Source organism: Paenibacillus sp. AGC31, from assembly GCF_057334655.1.
This window is the reverse complement of sequence record NZ_JBHFJH010000049.1, coordinates 73,331-91,687: the sequence shown is the minus strand read 5'-3', so window position 1 is coordinate 91,687 and position 18,357 is coordinate 73,331. Positions and strand designations below refer to the sequence as shown.

Here is an 18,357-nt window from a genome sequence, read left to right as displayed (position 1 = left end):
GATGGAATCTATTGGCAGAATGAACGAAATAGGGAGTGAATCACTTGATTGATATATTACTGGTAGATGATGAGACATACGTAACAGAAAGTCTGGAACTTACGATCCCCTGGGGAGAACTTGGGGTAACGACCGTGCTGCGTGCCGCATCCGGTAAGGAAGCGCTGGAGATTATGGAGGAAAATGCAGTAGACATCGTAGTTACCGATATTCGAATGCCTGGTATGTCGGGATTGGATCTCATTACAGAGGTAAGCAAACGCTGGTCTCATATCCGCTGTATCTTGCTGACCGGTCACAGTGATTTTACTTATGCGAAGAAAGCTATTCAATTGCAGGCAGCGGATTATATCCTGAAACCCGTAAACGATGATGAATTTATGAGTTCCGTGTCGGCAGCCATCACGTCTCTTCGCGATGAATGGGATGAATTCGATAAATATCACCGGCTCTTATACAGCCGGAAGTCTGACTATAAAATTTTACGGGAAAATCTCATGCATGATCTGCTGCTGGGACGTGAAATCACGGCGAGGGCACTTCGGGAACAACTGCAACAGTATGAGATTCATATTGATCCGGAACAATCGGCTGTGATGATGCTGATTCGCCTAACAGGACGTTTCTCATCAATGGACCAGCAGTCTCTGGATCTGATGGATTTTGCGGTAGGTAATATTGCTGAGGAAGTACTCGGAGAGCAATTTAACGTGTGGTTTGGTCGCGGACCCCATGAGTGTCTGGTTATGTTCTTGCAGAATCAAGATCAGATCGAATCTCCGCAGATGGACTTGGAGACGTTGAGAATCTCCGCTGAAACATTCCGTGAGCATGTCATTCGATATTTACAGGGAGATCTGTCCATGGTAGTTACCCCGTCATTTCCCTTTAATGAGTTGACAGCAGCTTATCGAAAAAGTCTGGGTTCGCTTGTCCTTTCTGGACCGGAAGAACACAAGATCATATATATGGACATGGATCAGGCACTCAGCAAAAGACCGGAGAATGATGCGACGCAGGCGCTCGAAGAGCTGTACAAACCGCCTGTACTTCCGCAATTGCTTGAGACCAAGCAATGGGAAGCGGCAGCCCGTAAGCTGAACATGGTCTTTGACGCGGCAGAACAGGTACGATTGTCCAGAGAACATGTGTATGAGATGTATCTGTCGGTAACCAATGCATTTATGTATATCGCCCATAAACAGGGGCATCTGGTGCATGAGATTGATCATGCGGGATTCGACCTGCTCCTTGCCCATCAGTTGATTCAATCACCCGAGAAGCTGCGGCGCTGGGCAACCGAGATGCTGGCGAAGCTTCAGGAAGAGTTGTCCGATCAGGAAGGTGTACAGAGCCGCAGACATGTGATCAAGCAAGTTCAGGAGCTGGTGACAAGAGATACAGGACAGGATCTGTCGGTGAAGATGATTGCGGACAAGGTATATTTACACCCCGTATATCTATCGAAAATTTACAAGGCAGAGACTGGGGAAGGTCTTGGGGACTACATGATTCGTATGCGCATGGAACGTGCCCTGTATCTGCTTAAGAATAGCAATAAAAAAATATACGAGATTACGAGTGAACTTGGCTATCAAAATCCGCAATATTTCAGCAAAATGTTCAAAAAGCATTATGGCATGACACCCAATGAATTTCGGGATCAGGCATAATTACAACAACATTCCAGAATATAGGTTGGCAAAGGTGCAGAAATCTTGATTTCGTATCATAGGCTCAAAGGCCTGGTCAGCCTATAATGAAAGGGTAACCAAAACGATTTAAGGGGGAACAACATGAGAGCGCAATCAACGAAAAAGAGATTCTTGTCGCTTCTCGCTACAACGCTGTGTCTGACTGTCGTTCTTGCAGGATGTTCAGGAGGCAGTGGAGGCGGAGATAATGCAGCTTCAAACACAACAGGAACTGAAAACGAATACAAAGAGAAATACGATCCGCCAGTTACGATTACAACAGCCTGGGGAATCGATCCAGAGCTGAAATTCAAAAATGGCGAATCCATGGAAAATAACGTGGCAACCAAGTGGGCCAAAGATCAATTCGGTATTGAAATCAAATCGTTGTGGTCAGTAACAGACACAAACGGAGCATTTGCAACCAAGCTTCGTCTTGCGATGTCATCAGGACAGGAAATGCCTGATATTGTAAACGTGGGTGATAATCTGCTTGCTCAGGATCTGATTGATTCTGGAATGTATCAAGAAGTAGGGCCACTGTTCGATAAGTATGCTTCGGATACATGGAAAAAAGCAATTGAACAAGATCCAAACGTATGGAACCAATATAGTCGTGATGGCAAAAGAATGGGTATCCCTGTTCTGGACTATGCCTACAACAATGATTATCTATTGTGGATTCGTCAGGATTGGCTGGACAAGCTAAATCTGAAAGCGCCAAAAACAATTGATGAATTAGAAGTTGTTATGGAAGCATTCAAAAATAATAACCCTGACGGCTTGGCTCCTGATAAAGTCACTCCGCTCAGCATTGGCTTCAAAACTTCCATGAATACATGGATGGGAGACCCATCATGGATCTTCGGAGCATATGGAACATTGCCGTTCCAATGGAATCTGGGGGAAGACGGCAAGCTGGAGTATGGCTCCATCAATCCGGGTATGAAACAAGGTCTGACCAAATTGAGCGAATGGCTCAAAAAAGGATATATCCCGCAGGAAGCAGCTCTATGGGATGAGAACAAAACAGCAGAGCCAGCAGTTGCAGGAACTGCCGGTATTATTCCAGGACCTTACTGGATGAGTGGATGGCCACTTCTCGATACAGTGAAAAATGTACCGAGTGCCGTGTGGAAACCGATTGAAATTCCGTCTGGTCCTGAAGGCAAAGCGATGCGTCACGGGACACAGTTCGTTAATGGTGTTACGTTGATCAAAAAAGACATGGCGCACCCAGAAGCATTCTTTACGTACCAGAACTACCTGTTCGACAATTATGCAGACCCGGCACCAGGTAGCCCTTATGACAATGGTCTGTTTGCAGGCTATGACTATCAATTAGATGCAAATGGAAAACAAATGCCGATTGACGAGATCGAAGGCGGATATGTTAACGTTGTACGTTATTTGCTTGTTCGTGACGGTGCTCGTATTCCAGATGCACAGATGAAAGCTCTGATGAATTTGGCCAATGGCAAAGAGCCTGAAACCAAGCTTGAGAAAGATGTTGCTGTCAACTACGGTAAAGAAACTCCAGCAGCAGCGAAAGTCTTGCTTAGCCAAGAAGAAATTTCCTTCAAAAACATGTTCACAGGTCCGACAACAAAGACGATGAAATCCAAGCTTGACTATCTGAACAAAATCGAGAATCAGGCATTTAACGAAATTATCTATGGCAAAAATCCGGTTGATGCGTTTGATACCTTTGTACAAACGTGGAAATCGGGTGGCGGCGACCAAATCACGCAAGAGGTTAACGAATGGTATGACAGTGTGAAAAAATAGTTACAAGCAGCGCCCAGACGACTAACGTCAGGGCGCTTTTTTTTGTTTATTCATGCTAAGGCAAAGTGGTTGAATTTGTGCCATTTATATTGCTTTTATGTGCTGTTTGGACCCCGTAAAAGGTTGATATAATCGCTTTATAAGCCACTCAGGGAGTACTTGAGTAGGAAGAAATACAGGGGGAGCAATCATGAGAACTTTGAAACGCACTTGGCCATTCCACGTTATGCTTTTGCCAGCCATTATCTTTCTGATTATCTTCAGTTATGTGCCTATGGGCGGGATTATTATGGCATTCCAGAACTACAAGCCATGGCTTGGGATTAGCGGTTCTGAATGGGTTGGGCTGGACAACTTTAGATATTTGTTTGAACGTGAAGACAGCTTACAGGTCATCTGGAACACATTGATTATTGCTGTACTTAAACTGATCTTTAATTTATTTGTTCCATTTGTTTTTGCCATTCTTTTGAATGAGGTTCGCAAGATGGCTGTACAGCGAACGATTCAAACACTTGTCTATTTACCTCACTTCTTGTCCTGGGTCATTCTGGGCGGGATTTTGATAGATCTGTTGTCAACAGGCGGCTTGGTTAACCGGGTTCTGGGAACCTTCGGACTCGGGCCATATTTCTTCCTGGGAGACAACAGTTGGTTCCGATCTACGGTCATTCTGACAGATGTGTGGAAAGAATTTGGCTATAACATGATCGTCTTTCTGGCTGCCCTTGCCGGAATTAATCCAGCATTGTACGAAGCAGCGGAAATTGACGGAGCAGGACGCTGGAAACAGACACTGCACATTACAATCCCTTCGCTTGTGCCGATGCTGATGGTTGTAGGAACACTGGCACTTGGTAACGTACTGAATGCCGGATTTGACCAGATATTCAACTTGTATAACCCGCTCGTATATCAAACGGGTGACATCATTGATACATTCGTATATCGTTCCGCAATGCAGAATGGTGAGATGGGCTTTGCAACCGCGATCGGATTATTCAAATCGGTCATTAGTATGATCTTGATTCTTGTATCGTACAGCTTAGCCAAAAAATACGCCGGATATCGCATATTCTAAACGAATGAACAGAGAAAGAAGGGACCACGATGTATCATAAATCATTGCCTTATCGCGTGTTTAATATAATCAATACCTGCTTTCTGATTTTGGTCGCCATTATGTGTATTGTACCAATGATTCATGTACTGGCAGTATCCTTTAGTACAAAGGCTGCTGCCGACGCCAATCTGGTCAATCTCTGGCCCGTAGGTTTTTCACTTGAGGCATACAAAAAGACGATGAACAATCCAATTTTCTTGAACTCGCTCTGGATTTCACTTCTACGTACAGTAATTGGTACAGCGATTACCTTGCTGATTACGTTCCTGGCGGCGTATCCGTTGTCCAAAGAGAATAGTGAATTCAAAGGCAGAACGATCTACTCCTGGATTTTTGTATTCAGTATGATTTTTAACGGGGGACTGGTGCCATTTTACATGGTTATCCAGAAGATCGGGTTGATGGATTCCTTCTGGGTACTGGTACTCCCAGGGGCAGTGAACACATTCCTTGTCATTTTGATGCTGAACTTCTTCCGCGGTATTCCAAAAGAGCTGGAGGAAGCGGCGCTGATGGATGGAGCTAACCATTTCAGAACATTATTCAGGATCTTCCTTCCCATTTCGATGCCGTCCATTGCAACCATTGCATTGTTCAGTATGGTGTTCCACTGGAATTCCTGGTTTGATGGATTACTCTACATGAATAACGCCAAGGATTATCCACTTGCTACATTTATGCAAACGGTCATTATTGGACGTGATATGAGTAGCATGAGCATGAATCCAAAAGAAATGGAAGCTCTCTCTCAAACCACGGTAAGGGCAGCTCAGATCTTCATCGGAAGTGCACCGATATTGATTGTGTATCCTTTCCTGCAACGTTTCTTTGTCAAAGGTATGACGTTGGGCTCAGTTAAAGGCTGAGCCTGTACCCCAAATTAATGGAGGTTGATACAGTGAGCAACTTGACGGAAAAGACATTCATTCTGGGAATGGATGTGTCCTTTATGGATGAAATCGAACAACATGGCGGGAGTTATAGTGATGTGGATGGCAAGGAACAAGACTTGCTGTCCATCCTGAAGATTAATGACACTAACGCGATACGACTTCGAATCTGGAATGATCCTGTTGGTGGATTCTGCAATCTGGAGCGGACGGTGGAGGTAGCCAAACGGATCAAGAAACAGGGATTGAAATTTTTGCTTGATTTCCATTATTCCGATCGCTGGGCTGATCCAGCCAATCAATGGAAGCCGAAAGCATGGGAGAATCTGTCCTATGAAGAGCTTCAACGTGCGGTATGCATGTATACGGCTGACGTTCTGAGAACGTTGAAGGAACACGATGCACTTCCAGACATGGTGCAGGTGGGCAACGAGATTACACCAGGCATGTTATGGAATGAGGGACGTGTCGGTGGAGAAGAGCATGATACGGATGAACAGTGGGAGCGTTTTGCAGGCCTTGTGAAGTATGGAATTGCTGCGGTCAAATCCGTTGACGCGGATATTCAGATTATGATACATATTGATCGTGGTGGAGATAACGCCGAGAGCCGCAAGTTTTATGATCGCTTTGAAGCACTGGGTGTGGAGTTCGATATCATTGGGCTCTCATATTATCCTTGGTGGCATGGCACACTCGATGCCTTACGTGACAATCTGCATGATCTGGCTGAGCGTTATGGCAAACCCATCAATGTAGTTGAAACCGCTTATCCATGGACGCTGGAGCAGCCGGAAGGCATTGAATGGATTTTGAATCAGGAAGATATGTTGTTACCGGGATACCCTGCAAGTGTAGAGGGACAGACCAAATATCTGAAGGATCTATTGCAAATTATTCGCGAAGTTCCTGGTGGTTTGGGGCACGGATTCTATTATTGGGAACCTGCCTGGATACCAAGTAAAGAAGAATGGTCCGTCGGTCATCCGAATAACTGGGGCAACCTCACCATGTTTGATTTTAAAGGTCGCAAGTTGGAATCGTTTACAGCACTCGCTTCTGTTGAAGAATCAGATGTCGTGACATACGTGTAATCTAGCGTAATACGTATCTTCTGTGAAGTCGTTGTTATCGTATATAAATTTAAAAAACAGCAATTAAAGCAAGGGAGTTGTCCTTATGACATACAAATTTCCACCTGTAAGTTCCAAAGCCCCGCACATGTTGCATGGCGCAGACTATAACCCGGAGCAATGGCTCCGCTATCCTGAAATTCTGGAAGAAGATATTCGCTTGATGAAGCTTGCCAAGTGTAACGTGATGTCCATTGGTATCTTCTCGTGGGTATCCCTTGAGCCGGAAGAGGGCGTATACACGTTTGAATGGCTGGATCAGGTGTTGGATCGTTTTGCAGCTAATGGCATCTATGCATTCCTGGCTACACCAAGTGGTGCGAGACCAGCATGGATGTCCGCCAAGTACCCAGAAGTACTCCGTGTCTCTGAGAAACGTGTCCGTAATCTCCACGGTTTCCGTCATAATCATTGTTATACTTCCCCGGTATACCGTGAGAAGGTTACTGCGATCAACACAAAACTGGCAGAACGTTATTCGGATCATCCGGCTGTAATTGGCTGGCATATCTCGAACGAGTTCGGCGGAGACTGTCATTGTGATTATTGTCAGGAAGCATTCCGTGGTTGGGTGCAGAAGAAGTATAAAACACTCGATGAACTGAATCATTCGTGGTGGACCACATTCTGGAGCCATACGGTTACAGACTGGAGTCAAGTGGAATCTCCGGCTCCACACGGTGAGACACAGGTACACGCAATGAATCTGGACTGGCGCCGTTTCGTTACGGATCAGACAGCTGATTTTATCGTGCATGAAACGAAACCATTAAAAGCTCAGAATCCTGATCTGCCAGTCACAACCAACCTGATGGAATTCTATGGCGGTCTGAACTATTGGAAGTTCGCTGATATTCTGGATTTCCTCTCTTGGGACAGTTATCCGACTTGGCATGATGCAGATGACGACGCGAAACAGGCATCACGTATCGCGATGATGCATGATATCGTTCGTTCCATCAAAGGCGGTCAGCCGTTCTTGCTGATGGAGAGTACTCCAAGTTCGACGAATTGGCAAGATGTCAGCAAACTGAAAAAACCTGGCATGCATCTGCTCTCTTCTCTCCAGGCTGTGGCACACGGCTCCGATAGTGTTCAGTACTTCCAGTGGAGAAAAAGCCGTGGGTCTAGTGAGAAACTTCATGGTGCGGTGGTAGACCACGTAGGAACGGAACACACTCGAGTGTTCCAAGATGTCACCGACGTAGGAACGGCTCTTGAAGGCATGGAAGCTATTGTAGGAACAGCGGTTCCGGCAGAAGTTGCAATCATATTTGATTGGGAAAACCGCTGGGCCGTTAATGATTCCCAGGGTCCGCGTAATATCGGTGTGAAGTATGAGCAGACGGTGGAAGAGCATTACGAAGCGTTTTGGAAAAAGGGAGTCGCTGTAGACGTTATTGATATGGATGCAGATCTGTCCAAGTATAAGTTGCTGATTGCTCCAATGCTCTATCTGGTACGTGAAGGTGTCGGGGAACGTATTGAGAAGTTTGTAGAACAAGGTGGTACGTTTGTAGCAACTTACTGGTCTGGTATTGTTAACGAAAACGATCTGTGTTTCCTGGGTGGATTCCCAGGCCCGCTGCGTAAGACACTTGGTATCTGGTCCGAGGAAATTGACGGACTGCATGATCGTGATCTGAACGGAATTATCCCTGAGAAGGGCAATGAGCTTCAGCTCAATACAGCGTATGATGCAATTGAACTGTGTGATCTGATTCATCTGGAAGGCGCGAAGTCCCTGGCTACGTACCGTTCAGACTTTTATGCCGGACGTCCGGCATTGACCGTTAACCAGTTGGGTTCAGGGAAAGCATATTATGTAGCGACACGTCTGAAGGCACCATTCTATGATGATTTCTATGCGAAACTAATCGCTGACCTGAACATTGAGCGTGGACTTGAAACAGAGCTGCCTGCCGGAACAACGGCGCATACGCGTACAGATGGTACAGCTGATTATGTGTTTGTACAGAACTACACACCAGATGAGAAGCTGGTTGAATTAGATGGACAGTCCTATACCGATCTGCTCAGTGGTGATGCTGTGGAAGCAAGTCTCAGCTTGAAGCCATATGACATTTGTGTTCTGCGCAGACCAGTTGCACGGAAATAATATAGATTCTATATGGTACTAAATGAATGAAGTTAGTATTGAGAAAAGATGGCTTGAACGCCTGCATTGGTGTTCAAGCCATCTTTTTTATTTATGCATTTGGCTGTTGAACCACTTTTTCTGGACAAGATAAAGGATAAACGTGTCCGCGCAGCGAAGACAAACACGTAACATGTAACTCAAGACTTTCAGTCTGGGAGGAATGGAAATGAATCAAAGGAATCTGGATGGTAACAGCATTATTATTCGACTGGAAATGACAACTAAGGATATCAAGTTTGGCGAAGTGGCTTCGGCCATCTCGGAAGCTGGGGGAGACATCATTGCCATCGACGTGATTTCCACCAATCAGGATGTAAGCGTGCGCGACTTGACGGTCGCAGTTACAGATGCACAAGATAACAGTAAAATTATAGAAGGGGTGCGCCAGCTTAAAGGTGTATCCATCATTAACGTATCGGATCGCACGTTCCTGCTGCATTTGGGCGGCAAGATCGAAGTGACCCCAAAGACCCCGATTCAGAATCGGGAAGACCTGTCGCGTGTGTACACTCCGGATGTAGCCCGGGTATGTTCAGCGATTGCGGAAGAACCGGGGAAAGCATTCTCGCTGACAATCAAGCGGAACACGGTAGCCGTGGTATCCGATGGCAGTGCAGTGCTTGGACTGGGCAACATAGGTCCCCGTGCAGCGATGCCGGTCATGGAAGGTAAAGCGATGTTATTCAAACAGTTTGCAGGCGTCGACGCCTTCCCCATCTGTCTGGACACACAGGATACCGAGGAAATCATACGCACTGTGAAAGCGATATCACCTGGTTTTGGCGGCATTAATCTGGAGGATATCTCTTCACCGCGTTGTTTCGAAATTGAACGTCGTCTGAATGAGGAATTGGACATTCCTGTATTTCATGATGACCAGCATGGCACAGCGGTTGTGTTATATGCCGGTCTGATCAATGCGCTTAAACTGGTGGGCAAGTCCATTGAAGATGTGAAGATTGTGGTCTGTGGTATCGGTGCAGCAGGTGTAGCATGCAGTAACATCTTATTGTCCGCAGGAGCCAGTCGACTTATAGGTGTCGATCGTGAAGGTGCGATTGTACGGACACAAACCTATGAGAATGAAGTCTGGAGTGACTATGCAGCTCGTACTAACCCCGAACTGGAGACTGGCTCGCTGCGTGATGTCATTCGCGGAGCCGACGTGTTCATTGGCCTGTCCCGAGGGAATCTGTTAACTCGCGAAGATGTGCAGACCATGGCGGAAGATCCAATCGTGTTTGCAATGGCAAACCCGGTACCAGAGATTATGCCTGCCTTGGTGGAAGACATTGTGGCTGTAATGGCAACAGGCCGATCCGATTATCCGAATCAGATCAACAACGTGTTATGTTTCCCGGGCATGTTCAGGGCAGTTCTGGATTGCCGAGCCACCGAAATTAATGAAGAAATGAAGCTGGCAGCCGCTCAAGCGATCGCTTCGGCCATTACGGATGAAGAGCGTACACGCTATTACATTATTCCGAGTGTGTTCAATGATAAAGTGGTCAAATCGATGCGCAGTCGCGTGATTGAAGCAGCTGTTAAGACGGGTGTAGCTCGGCGTATTCCTCGTGAACAGGCCCGTGAAGGTGGGGAATCGTAAGATGCCAGAGAACCCTCTTCAACCTGGTGGGAATTTGCAAGAATCAGGGCACATGCATAATATAGATGGAATAACGGCAGGAGAGGCTGTTCTGCGCGCCGCGCGATCCTTTGTTCAAGGGGACTCATCCAAGCATCGTGATGGTCATGACTGGCCGCACATTGAACGGGTAACGGCACTTGCGGTTGAACTCGCTCACCGCATGGGTGCAGATCCATTTGTCTGTGAGCTTGCTGGATTATTACATGATGTACCGGATGAGAAGCTGAATGAGAGCTTGGAAGCCGGGATGGCCAAACTGAATGACTGGCTGGATACCCAGCCTCTTGACCCGGATATACGTAATAAGGTTGTGGGTATTATTAGCACCATCTCATATGCGGGAGGTCAGCGTCCTGCGGTCAGTTCGCTTGAAGCACAGGTTGTTCAGGATGCAGATCGACTGGATGCACTGGGTGCGATTGGGATCGCGCGAACCTTTGCCTTTTCAGGCGCCAGAGGGCGCGAGATGTACGATCCGTCCCTTCCCCCACGGGAGCAGATGACCCGTGAGGAATATCGCAATGGGCGCAGCACAACGATAAATCACTTTTACGAGAAGTTGTTCAAGCTCAAGGATCTGATGAATACCTCCTATGGCAGGGAGCTGGCGGAACAGCGTCATGATTATATGGTGCAGTTCGTGGACCAGTTCAAAAGGGAATGGGAGGGCACGGACCGTTAGGCAGGCATAATAAGCATGAGTATTCCACAGAGGTATAATTAGTAACCGAGGCGAATCTTTGAAGTGGCGAAAATCCATTTTGAAGATTTGCTTCTTTTTGGGTTAATAATGTGTATTAACATACATAAAGAAATTAATTTCACAATAGCTCTGACTTATGACATGGCAACGGAAGACCTTACATGGTACAATAAATCGTTCTCCTGAATGAATTCAGGCAAAAAAAGAAATATGGGGTAATAATGAACATGATTATCAAATGTAAAATTTCAGGTTCGGTAAAGAGGAGGGGTCACCACCATGTCGTTTGGTGCACGTGTACTTAAGACGGGGATCGCGGTTACGCTTGCCTTGTACCTTAGCAGCCTGTTCTTGAACCCGCAATCTCCCGTGCCTGCCGCAATCGCGGCTATATTCGCCATGCAGCCTTCCATCTATCGTTCCTGGAAATACTTCCTGGATCAATTGCAAACGACCACGCTGGGAGCTATTGTCGCCCTGGTGGGGGGCATGGTGTTGTCCAATGAGCCAATCGCTGTTGGATTAATTATTGTACTTGTCATCATGATCTGTCTTAAATTGAATATGGGTGAGACGGTTGGCCTGACACTGGTCACGGTTGTATCCATTATGGAAGCATCGGGTGACTGGCATTTTGCACTCAATCGTTTTCTGTTGACACTGGTTGGTATTGTATCGGCGTTTCTCATCAACATTACGGTATTTCCGCCGAAACCGAAGGTTCAGTTCGTGAAGCAGATCCATAGTGTATTCAGCGGTATGTCGTTGCTTCTGCGAACCTCGATCTCGGATGAGATCAAGGAAGTTGTATTCCGGGAGGAGAAAAGCAACCTGGGCGGTTCCATTAAGTCTTTGTCCGACAAGTATAACTTGTTCGAAGAGGAACAGAAAAAGATGAAACGTTCGAAATTCAGCGAAACTCGTCAGATGGTGGTCTACAAACAAATGCTGCTGAGTCTGCAAAAAGGGTATGAGGTGCTGGATTCGGTGGAACGCCACTATTTCCAGGCACCGCGGACAACGGCCATGGATCAGTTTTTTGACTCACATCTTGAACTGGTTATCAAATTCCATGAGCATGCACTGCTCAAGTTCGAGGATAAGCTGAAGCCTAATGGTGAAGAGGCCGCACAGTTTGTATTGGATAATGACCGTTTCATGGAGCAGGCGATCACCCAGTTTGATATCGACAAGGAAGGGATGTTACGATTGTCCATCGTGGCCGCTGCGATCTATGATTACGGATATCAGCTGGAACGTTTGAATCGACTTGCCGAACATGTGCATAGCGCTAGCGAAGACAAAGAATCACAGGATAAAATTTTGAATTGGCTTAAGTGGCCTTAAATTCAAGTTCAAAAAGTCTGGTTTTCAGTACCAAGAAGATGGAATGAAGATAGAAATGGAGTAGCGGAGCGTAGGACAACTACGTGAGCAACGGACATTTCGGCTGAATTTCATATTCGATGCTGATGATGCCGTTAGGCATGATTTGTAATCAAAATTAGACTTTTTGAACAACCTCTAAGTGCGAATTGCGCACCTGCTTGGCGATCATATACAATGTAGTTACAACATTGCCCGGACAATCGTGTCCGGGTTGTTTTGTCATACATACGGCTGAAGGGCATGAATGAATATTAACGAACTGAGGGATAGAGACATGATTATTGAGGAATTGGACGCTGAACTAATGGAAAGGTTGAGTGGGACAAATCTGGCGCATAAACAGCATGAAGCCATGCAACTGCTGACCGTATCTGAGGATCAATGGCCCCATCAGGCGATGATCAGTATGGGGGAAGTGATTGCGATAAATCCGCATCAGCTTAGACTGGCTCTATGGCAAGGTACACAGACAAGTATGAACATGAGCAAAACAGGCAAGGCTACCTTGATTGCGGTTCAAGGACATCGATTGTTGCATATCCGTATAGAAGTAGAACGGCTGCCTGAGATGAAGGGGGCTGTTCATCCGAGAGATCGTTTTGAAGCACAAGTGCTTCAAATACGTGTGGATCACGCGCCATATGCGGAGATCACTTCAGGAATAACCTTTCAATTAAAAGATGAACTTGGAGCAATTACACGCTGGAAAGAGACAATTGAAGAATTACGAAAATAGGCAGAAGTAGCTAAGTCAGATGAGGGCCCGGTGATTGGGTAATAATGAAGAAGAAAACAACAAAAAACGCCTCCGCTTGCATCGGGAGGTTGTCACTGGTACAATAAAAAATGGTTTTCAGAAAATTAGAACTAATTAACATATAATTAAAATGTTTACTTTCTAATAATTATACCATTGCCTTTTCGGGCTTGTCAAATGGGATTTTGAGGACACAATCCGGGGAAAGAGGGGCTATTAACATATGAGTACAGAGCAGCAATGGAATGAGGAACAACAACGGGTCAACACGGTGACCGATCAGATTGAGCGCAAGATCACAACGTTAGAAGATGAAGTAGGTTCCTTCCGGGACGAAGTGGTTGGCATGAGAAAAGATTTCTGGGACGAAGTCACAATGAACTTTAGTGAAGCGGATGATGTCGGGGAAACTTCAACCAGTATGCGGCAGCAGTCACAGGTACTGTCCGATCGGGAGCGCAGTCATCTCAATACAGCGGCTGCGTTGGATAAAATGAAACGACTGCATCATTCACCGTATTTTGGGCGCATTGATTTTAAGGAAGATGGATATCCAAATACAGAACGCATTTATCTCGGCATTGCATCGTTGCTGGATGAGAAGGAAGAATCTTTTCTGGTCTACGACTGGCGTGCGCCAATCTCCAACCTGTATTATGACGGAGCACCGGGTCCAATCACGTATCATACACCCAGTGGGGAGATCAGCGGTGATATAGAGATGAAGCGGCAGTTTGTCATTCGGGATGGACGTATCCGGTTTATGTTTGACACGGGGGTTACGATTGGTGATGAGTTGTTGCAGGCCGTGCTCAGTCGAACTTCGGATGCACAGATGAAGAGTATTGTAGCGACCATTCAGAAGGAGCAAAACCGGATTATCCGTAATGACCGGACACGTATGCTCATTGTGCAAGGCGCAGCCGGCAGTGGCAAAACATCCGCGGCGCTCCAGCGTGTGGCATATCTTCTCTATAAATACCGCGAGCATCTGCAAGCGGATCAGATGGTTCTTTTTTCACCAAATCCCATGTTCAACAGTTATGTCTCCACGGTACTGCCTGAGCTTGGGGAGGAAAACATGTTGCAAACGACCTTCCAGGAGTATCTGGAGCGCCGTTTGGGTCGTGAATATCAATTGGAAGATCCGTTTATTCAACTCGAATATGTACTTACAGGGACGGAAGATCCCGATTACGATGTGCGTATGTCCAGCATTCGCTTCAAGTCATCCGAATCTTTCCTGAAAGTCATTACACGTTATAAGGAAAGCATGTTGTCAGGTGGCATGAAATTCAAGCCGGTACGCTTCCAGGGCCGAGCGATTGTCACGTCAGAGGCTATGGCTGAGAAATTCTACAGTTTCGAGTCGTCTGTCAAGCTGGTGAGTCGACTGGAGATGCTGCGGGACTGGATGCTGAAAGAACTGTCTGCCTTTGGTAAAGGTGAACTGGATGCGCCTTGGGTGGATCAGCAACTTGATCTGATGGAGCCGGAGGATCTGCAACGTGCGTATCAACGGTTGAAGCGCAAACAAAAAGGAAAGACCCATACGTTTAATGACTTCGATCAGGAAAGAGAAATTCTGGCACGTATGGTGGTCAGTGACCGACTCAAACCGTTGCGTAAATGGATTAAGTCCTTACGATTCGTTGATATAAGACAATTATATGCACATCTATTCAACGATCAGGCTCAGATGGAGCGATTGCTGGGTGACGAAGCGTTGCCTGCTCAATGGGATGAAATCTGTAAGATGACTTTACGCAGATTGAAGCTTCAGGAGTTGGCATATGAAGATATTACGCCATACTTATACTTGCGTGAGCTTATGCTTGGATTCCATATTAACTCCAATATTCGCCATGTCATCATTGATGAAGCCCAGGATTATTCTGCGTTTCAGTTGGCATTTATGAAGAGACTGTTCCCACGGGCGAAAATAACAGCACTTGGTGACTTTAATCAGGCAATCTATGCCCACTCTTCAGTACTTAGCGGAACAGGACCCTTGACTAACCTGTACGGACCAGACAATACGGAAGTGATTGAGCTGACCAGAAGTTATCGATCTACCCGGGAGATCGTGGAGTTTACACGTGGCATGGTGCCTGGTGGGGAAGAGATTATTCCATTTAACCGTAGCGGTGAGAAACCTAAAGTGATCGTTTCTTCTGATTCAGAGCGTCATATAAATGTCATCACAACAGACCTTAAGCACTTGATTAAGGAAGGGTATGAATCGGTTGCAGTCATCTGCAAGACCGCCGAACAGAGCAGAGACGTCCATGCTGCATTGAGCAAGGCACTGCCCACAGCACCGAAGTTAATCAAGAAAACGACGCTGGCTTTTGAGCAGGGTGTTCATGTCATCCCGGCGTATCTGGCCAAAGGCGTGGAGTTCGATGCTGTCCTGATCTATGACGGCTCTGCGAAGCAGTATGCCCAGGAGCATGAACGCAAGTTGTTCTACACGGCTTGCACACGAGCGATGCATCTACTGCACGTATACTGTGTCGGCACACCGAGTCCGTTCATTACCGCCCAGTCGGAAGAATGGTATGATCTTGGCAAGGTGTCTGCTGTGCAAGTGGACTGACCTAACATTTCATATGCATGAAGAAGGCTTCCGTTCAATGGAACGGGAGTTTTTCTGTATATGATACATATCTCGGGAAGAAGCTAGCTTAGCGAGAGAAGTGTACATGATGAGGTTTCGGCCATATATAGTTGATCGTATGAAATGGAAATACCTAACGTGAATCCGTAAGGATTGGGTCCCGTGAATAAATACGACGGCATAATTTGTATTGAAGCACAATGGATGTGATTTTTCTTTACACATGAGGTCCGGACTCATATAATCGTAACAATATATTTTTTTGGATCGTTTATTAAAGGAGGCAACAAAATGAACAAACCATCATTTGAACGGCCACTTATGGCCGATTGTGTACCTGATCTGGTCGCTACAGCACGGGGAGATTTGCCAGCGACTTTGGTCATTCGGGGAGGTACGCTGGTAAACGTGATATCGGGTGAGATTTTGCCTGAGATGTCCATAGCTGTACAGGGAGCTCGAATCGCTTATGTCGGTAAAGATGTAAGCCACACCATCGGAGAACATACCCGGATTATTGAAGCGAACGGTAAGTATATCGCTCCTGGTCTGCTGGATGGACACTGCCATATCGAAAGTACACAGATGAAAGTAACCGAGTTTGCGAGAGCGGTATTGCCTTCAGGTACAACCGGAGGTTTCTTTGACCCTCATGAGATCTCTAACGTACTTGGTCTCAAAGGACTGAGACTGATGCTGGATGAAGCACGGACCACACCGATGGCTGCTTATATGCAGGTGGCTTCCTGTGTGCCTTCCACTCATCCAGGACTGGAGACAACAGGTGCTTATATCGGGCCTGAAGAGGTAGCGGAGGCTCTTTCCTGGGGTCCGGACATGATTGGTCTTGGTGAAGTGATGAACTTCCCTGGGGTAGTCTATGGGGACGAGACGATGATCGGTGAGATACAGGCGACCCTCCGGGCAGGTAAAGTGGCAGACGGTCATTTCACCTGGGCTGCAGATGACTGGCGTCTGCCAGCGTATGCAGCGAGTGGCGTTACGGGAGATCATGAATGTGTGACCAAGGAAGATGTGGTTGAACGTCTGCGACTCGGAATGTACGCGAAGATGCGCCAAGGTTCGGCATGGCATGATGTAGCAGAGACGATCAAAGCTTGTACTGAGCTGGGTCTGGATACACGCCGGATGATGCTGGTGACCGATGACCGAAGCTCTGAATCCCTGCTCAAGGAAGGACATATGGATTTTGTTGTTCGTCTCGCAATTTCCCAAGGGGTGAGGCCGGTTACGGCTTTTCAGATGGCAACCATTAACACGGCTGAGCGCTTCGGAGTTGCGCGCGACATTGGTGCGGTCATTCCAGGTAATATAGCCGATATTATTCTGCTGGACGGCCGATTGGCGGATGTGCGTGTGGGCATGACGATTGCTGCCGGGCAAGTTGTAGCCGAGAATGGGAAGATGACGGCGGTATGGGACAGTTTCACGTACCCTGAGGAAGCGCTGAACACGGTGAAGTTAGAAGCTAATATTCAGCCGGAAGATCTGGAGTTGGCTGCACCGATTCAAGAGGGGACGATTGGTGCCAAAATCATTCATGTGACAGAGAACCATGTGGATACTAAGGAGAAACACCTGCCAGTCTCCGTAGAGAACGGCAAGGTTGTGGTTTCAACTTCAGGGGAAGTATGCAAAATTGCGGTCTTGGAGCGTCACAAACAAACCGGGAATCGAGCGGTAGCGCTTGTTGGAGGCATCGGCTTCACATCACCGGCAGCGATTGCAATGACGGTTGCTCATGATAGTCACAATCTGTTGATTATCGGTAATGATGATGCGTTAATGGCTGAAGCCGGTAATCGCGTCATTCGTATGCAGGGCGGGGTCGCCGTGGTAACGGTAGCAGGTGTAACCGAATTCCCGCTGCGGATTGCAGGTTTGATGTCAACCGAGCCATTCGAAGTCGTTGCAGCCCAATCGGCAGCAGTCAGTGAAGCTTTACAGTCCGCAGGATGTACGTTGAATAATGCGTTCATGACGCTTTCGTTGCTGGCGCTGGTTGTAATTCCGGAATTACGTTTGTCCGACAAGGGGCTTGTGCGGATCTCGGCAGAAGGTATAGAACTGGTGTCCCTTTTCGATGAAGTGGTTGAGAATACACCTGTAGCTCCATCGGGTAATGAATGAACGGAAATGTCGACTAGAACATCATTAAATAGGGTTCCATATAAAGCCGCCTTAGGGCGGTTTTTTGGTGTGTTTTAGGAGAAAACGCTTTCTAGGTCTTCTGGAGCTTGGTGTACATATGGCAATAATGACTGAAGTCATGCTGAAATAAGGATTGAATTTGAAAATAATGAATAATTGCGACTTTTGAACTATACATACAGAACTACGAATTCCCGAAATATAGTTATATGATTCTTTCGTCGTAAGTCTTGAAGATGATATTGCATATAAAAGCAATCCAAATTCGTCGTACCTAAT

General features: G+C 46.6%; 12 protein-coding genes. All 12 read left to right on the top strand.

Features of this window, described 5'->3' with window-relative positions:
- Nucleotides 1-44: 44 nt before the first annotated feature.
- The 12 genes from ACE04G_RS28955 (at nt 45) to ACE04G_RS28900 (ending at nt 18,057) form a co-directional block, all read left to right on the top strand.
- Complete coding sequence (locus tag ACE04G_RS28955) at nt 45-1,673, top strand: response regulator transcription factor (protein ID WP_449003877.1); 1,629 nt, start codon at nt 45-47, stop codon at nt 1,671-1,673.
- A 123-nt stretch (nt 1,674-1,796) separates the two neighbouring features.
- A complete protein-coding gene (locus ACE04G_RS28950; RefSeq protein WP_221823458.1) occupies nt 1,797-3,482 on the top strand; it encodes a type 2 periplasmic-binding domain-containing protein in 1,686 nt (561 codons plus the stop codon).
- Nucleotides 3,483-3,672: 190 nt separating this feature from the next.
- Nucleotides 3,673-4,563: an ABC transporter permease gene (locus ACE04G_RS28945; RefSeq protein ID WP_017689297.1), complete on the top strand. Its 891-nt coding sequence runs from the start codon at nt 3,673-3,675 to the stop codon at nt 4,561-4,563.
- A gap of 29 nt (nt 4,564-4,592) precedes the next feature.
- Entirely contained in the window at nt 4,593-5,471 is an 879-nt protein-coding gene (locus ACE04G_RS28940; protein ID WP_339307833.1) for a carbohydrate ABC transporter permease, read from the top strand.
- Between the two features lie 32 nt (nt 5,472-5,503).
- Nucleotides 5,504-6,589 carry a glycoside hydrolase family 53 protein gene (locus ACE04G_RS28935; RefSeq protein WP_449003876.1) on the top strand — a complete coding sequence of 362 codons (1,086 nt, stop codon included), beginning with the start codon at nt 5,504-5,506 and terminating at the stop codon, nt 6,587-6,589.
- Between the two features lie 85 nt (nt 6,590-6,674).
- A complete protein-coding gene (locus ACE04G_RS28930) occupies nt 6,675-8,747 on the top strand; it encodes a beta-galactosidase (RefSeq protein WP_313771491.1) in 2,073 nt (690 codons plus the stop codon).
- Nucleotides 8,748-8,955: 208 nt separating this feature from the next.
- Nucleotides 8,956-10,395 (top strand): NAD-dependent malic enzyme, encoded by a 1,440-nt coding sequence (locus tag ACE04G_RS28925; RefSeq protein ID WP_221823463.1) that lies wholly within the window; start codon nt 8,956-8,958, stop codon nt 10,393-10,395.
- A gap of 1 nt (nt 10,396) precedes the next feature.
- Nucleotides 10,397-11,119 (top strand): HD domain-containing protein, encoded by a 723-nt coding sequence (locus ACE04G_RS28920; RefSeq protein ID WP_339183928.1) that lies wholly within the window; start codon nt 10,397-10,399, stop codon nt 11,117-11,119.
- A 300-nt stretch (nt 11,120-11,419) separates the two neighbouring features.
- Nucleotides 11,420-12,487 (top strand): FUSC family protein, encoded by a 1,068-nt coding sequence (locus ACE04G_RS28915; protein ID WP_017689291.1) that lies wholly within the window; start codon nt 11,420-11,422, stop codon nt 12,485-12,487.
- A 286-nt stretch (nt 12,488-12,773) separates the two neighbouring features.
- A complete protein-coding gene (locus ACE04G_RS28910; protein ID WP_449003875.1) occupies nt 12,774-13,265 on the top strand; it encodes a pyridoxamine 5'-phosphate oxidase family protein in 492 nt (163 codons plus the stop codon).
- A 244-nt stretch (nt 13,266-13,509) separates the two neighbouring features.
- Nucleotides 13,510-15,885: an RNA polymerase recycling motor HelD gene (gene helD / locus ACE04G_RS28905; RefSeq protein ID WP_449003874.1), complete on the top strand. Its 2,376-nt coding sequence runs from the start codon at nt 13,510-13,512 to the stop codon at nt 15,883-15,885.
- Between the two features lie 312 nt (nt 15,886-16,197).
- Nucleotides 16,198-18,057, top strand: a complete 1,860-nt coding sequence (locus tag ACE04G_RS28900; RefSeq protein WP_449003873.1) for an adenine deaminase — start codon at nt 16,198-16,200, stop codon at nt 18,055-18,057.
- Nucleotides 18,058-18,357: the final 300 nt, after the last annotated feature.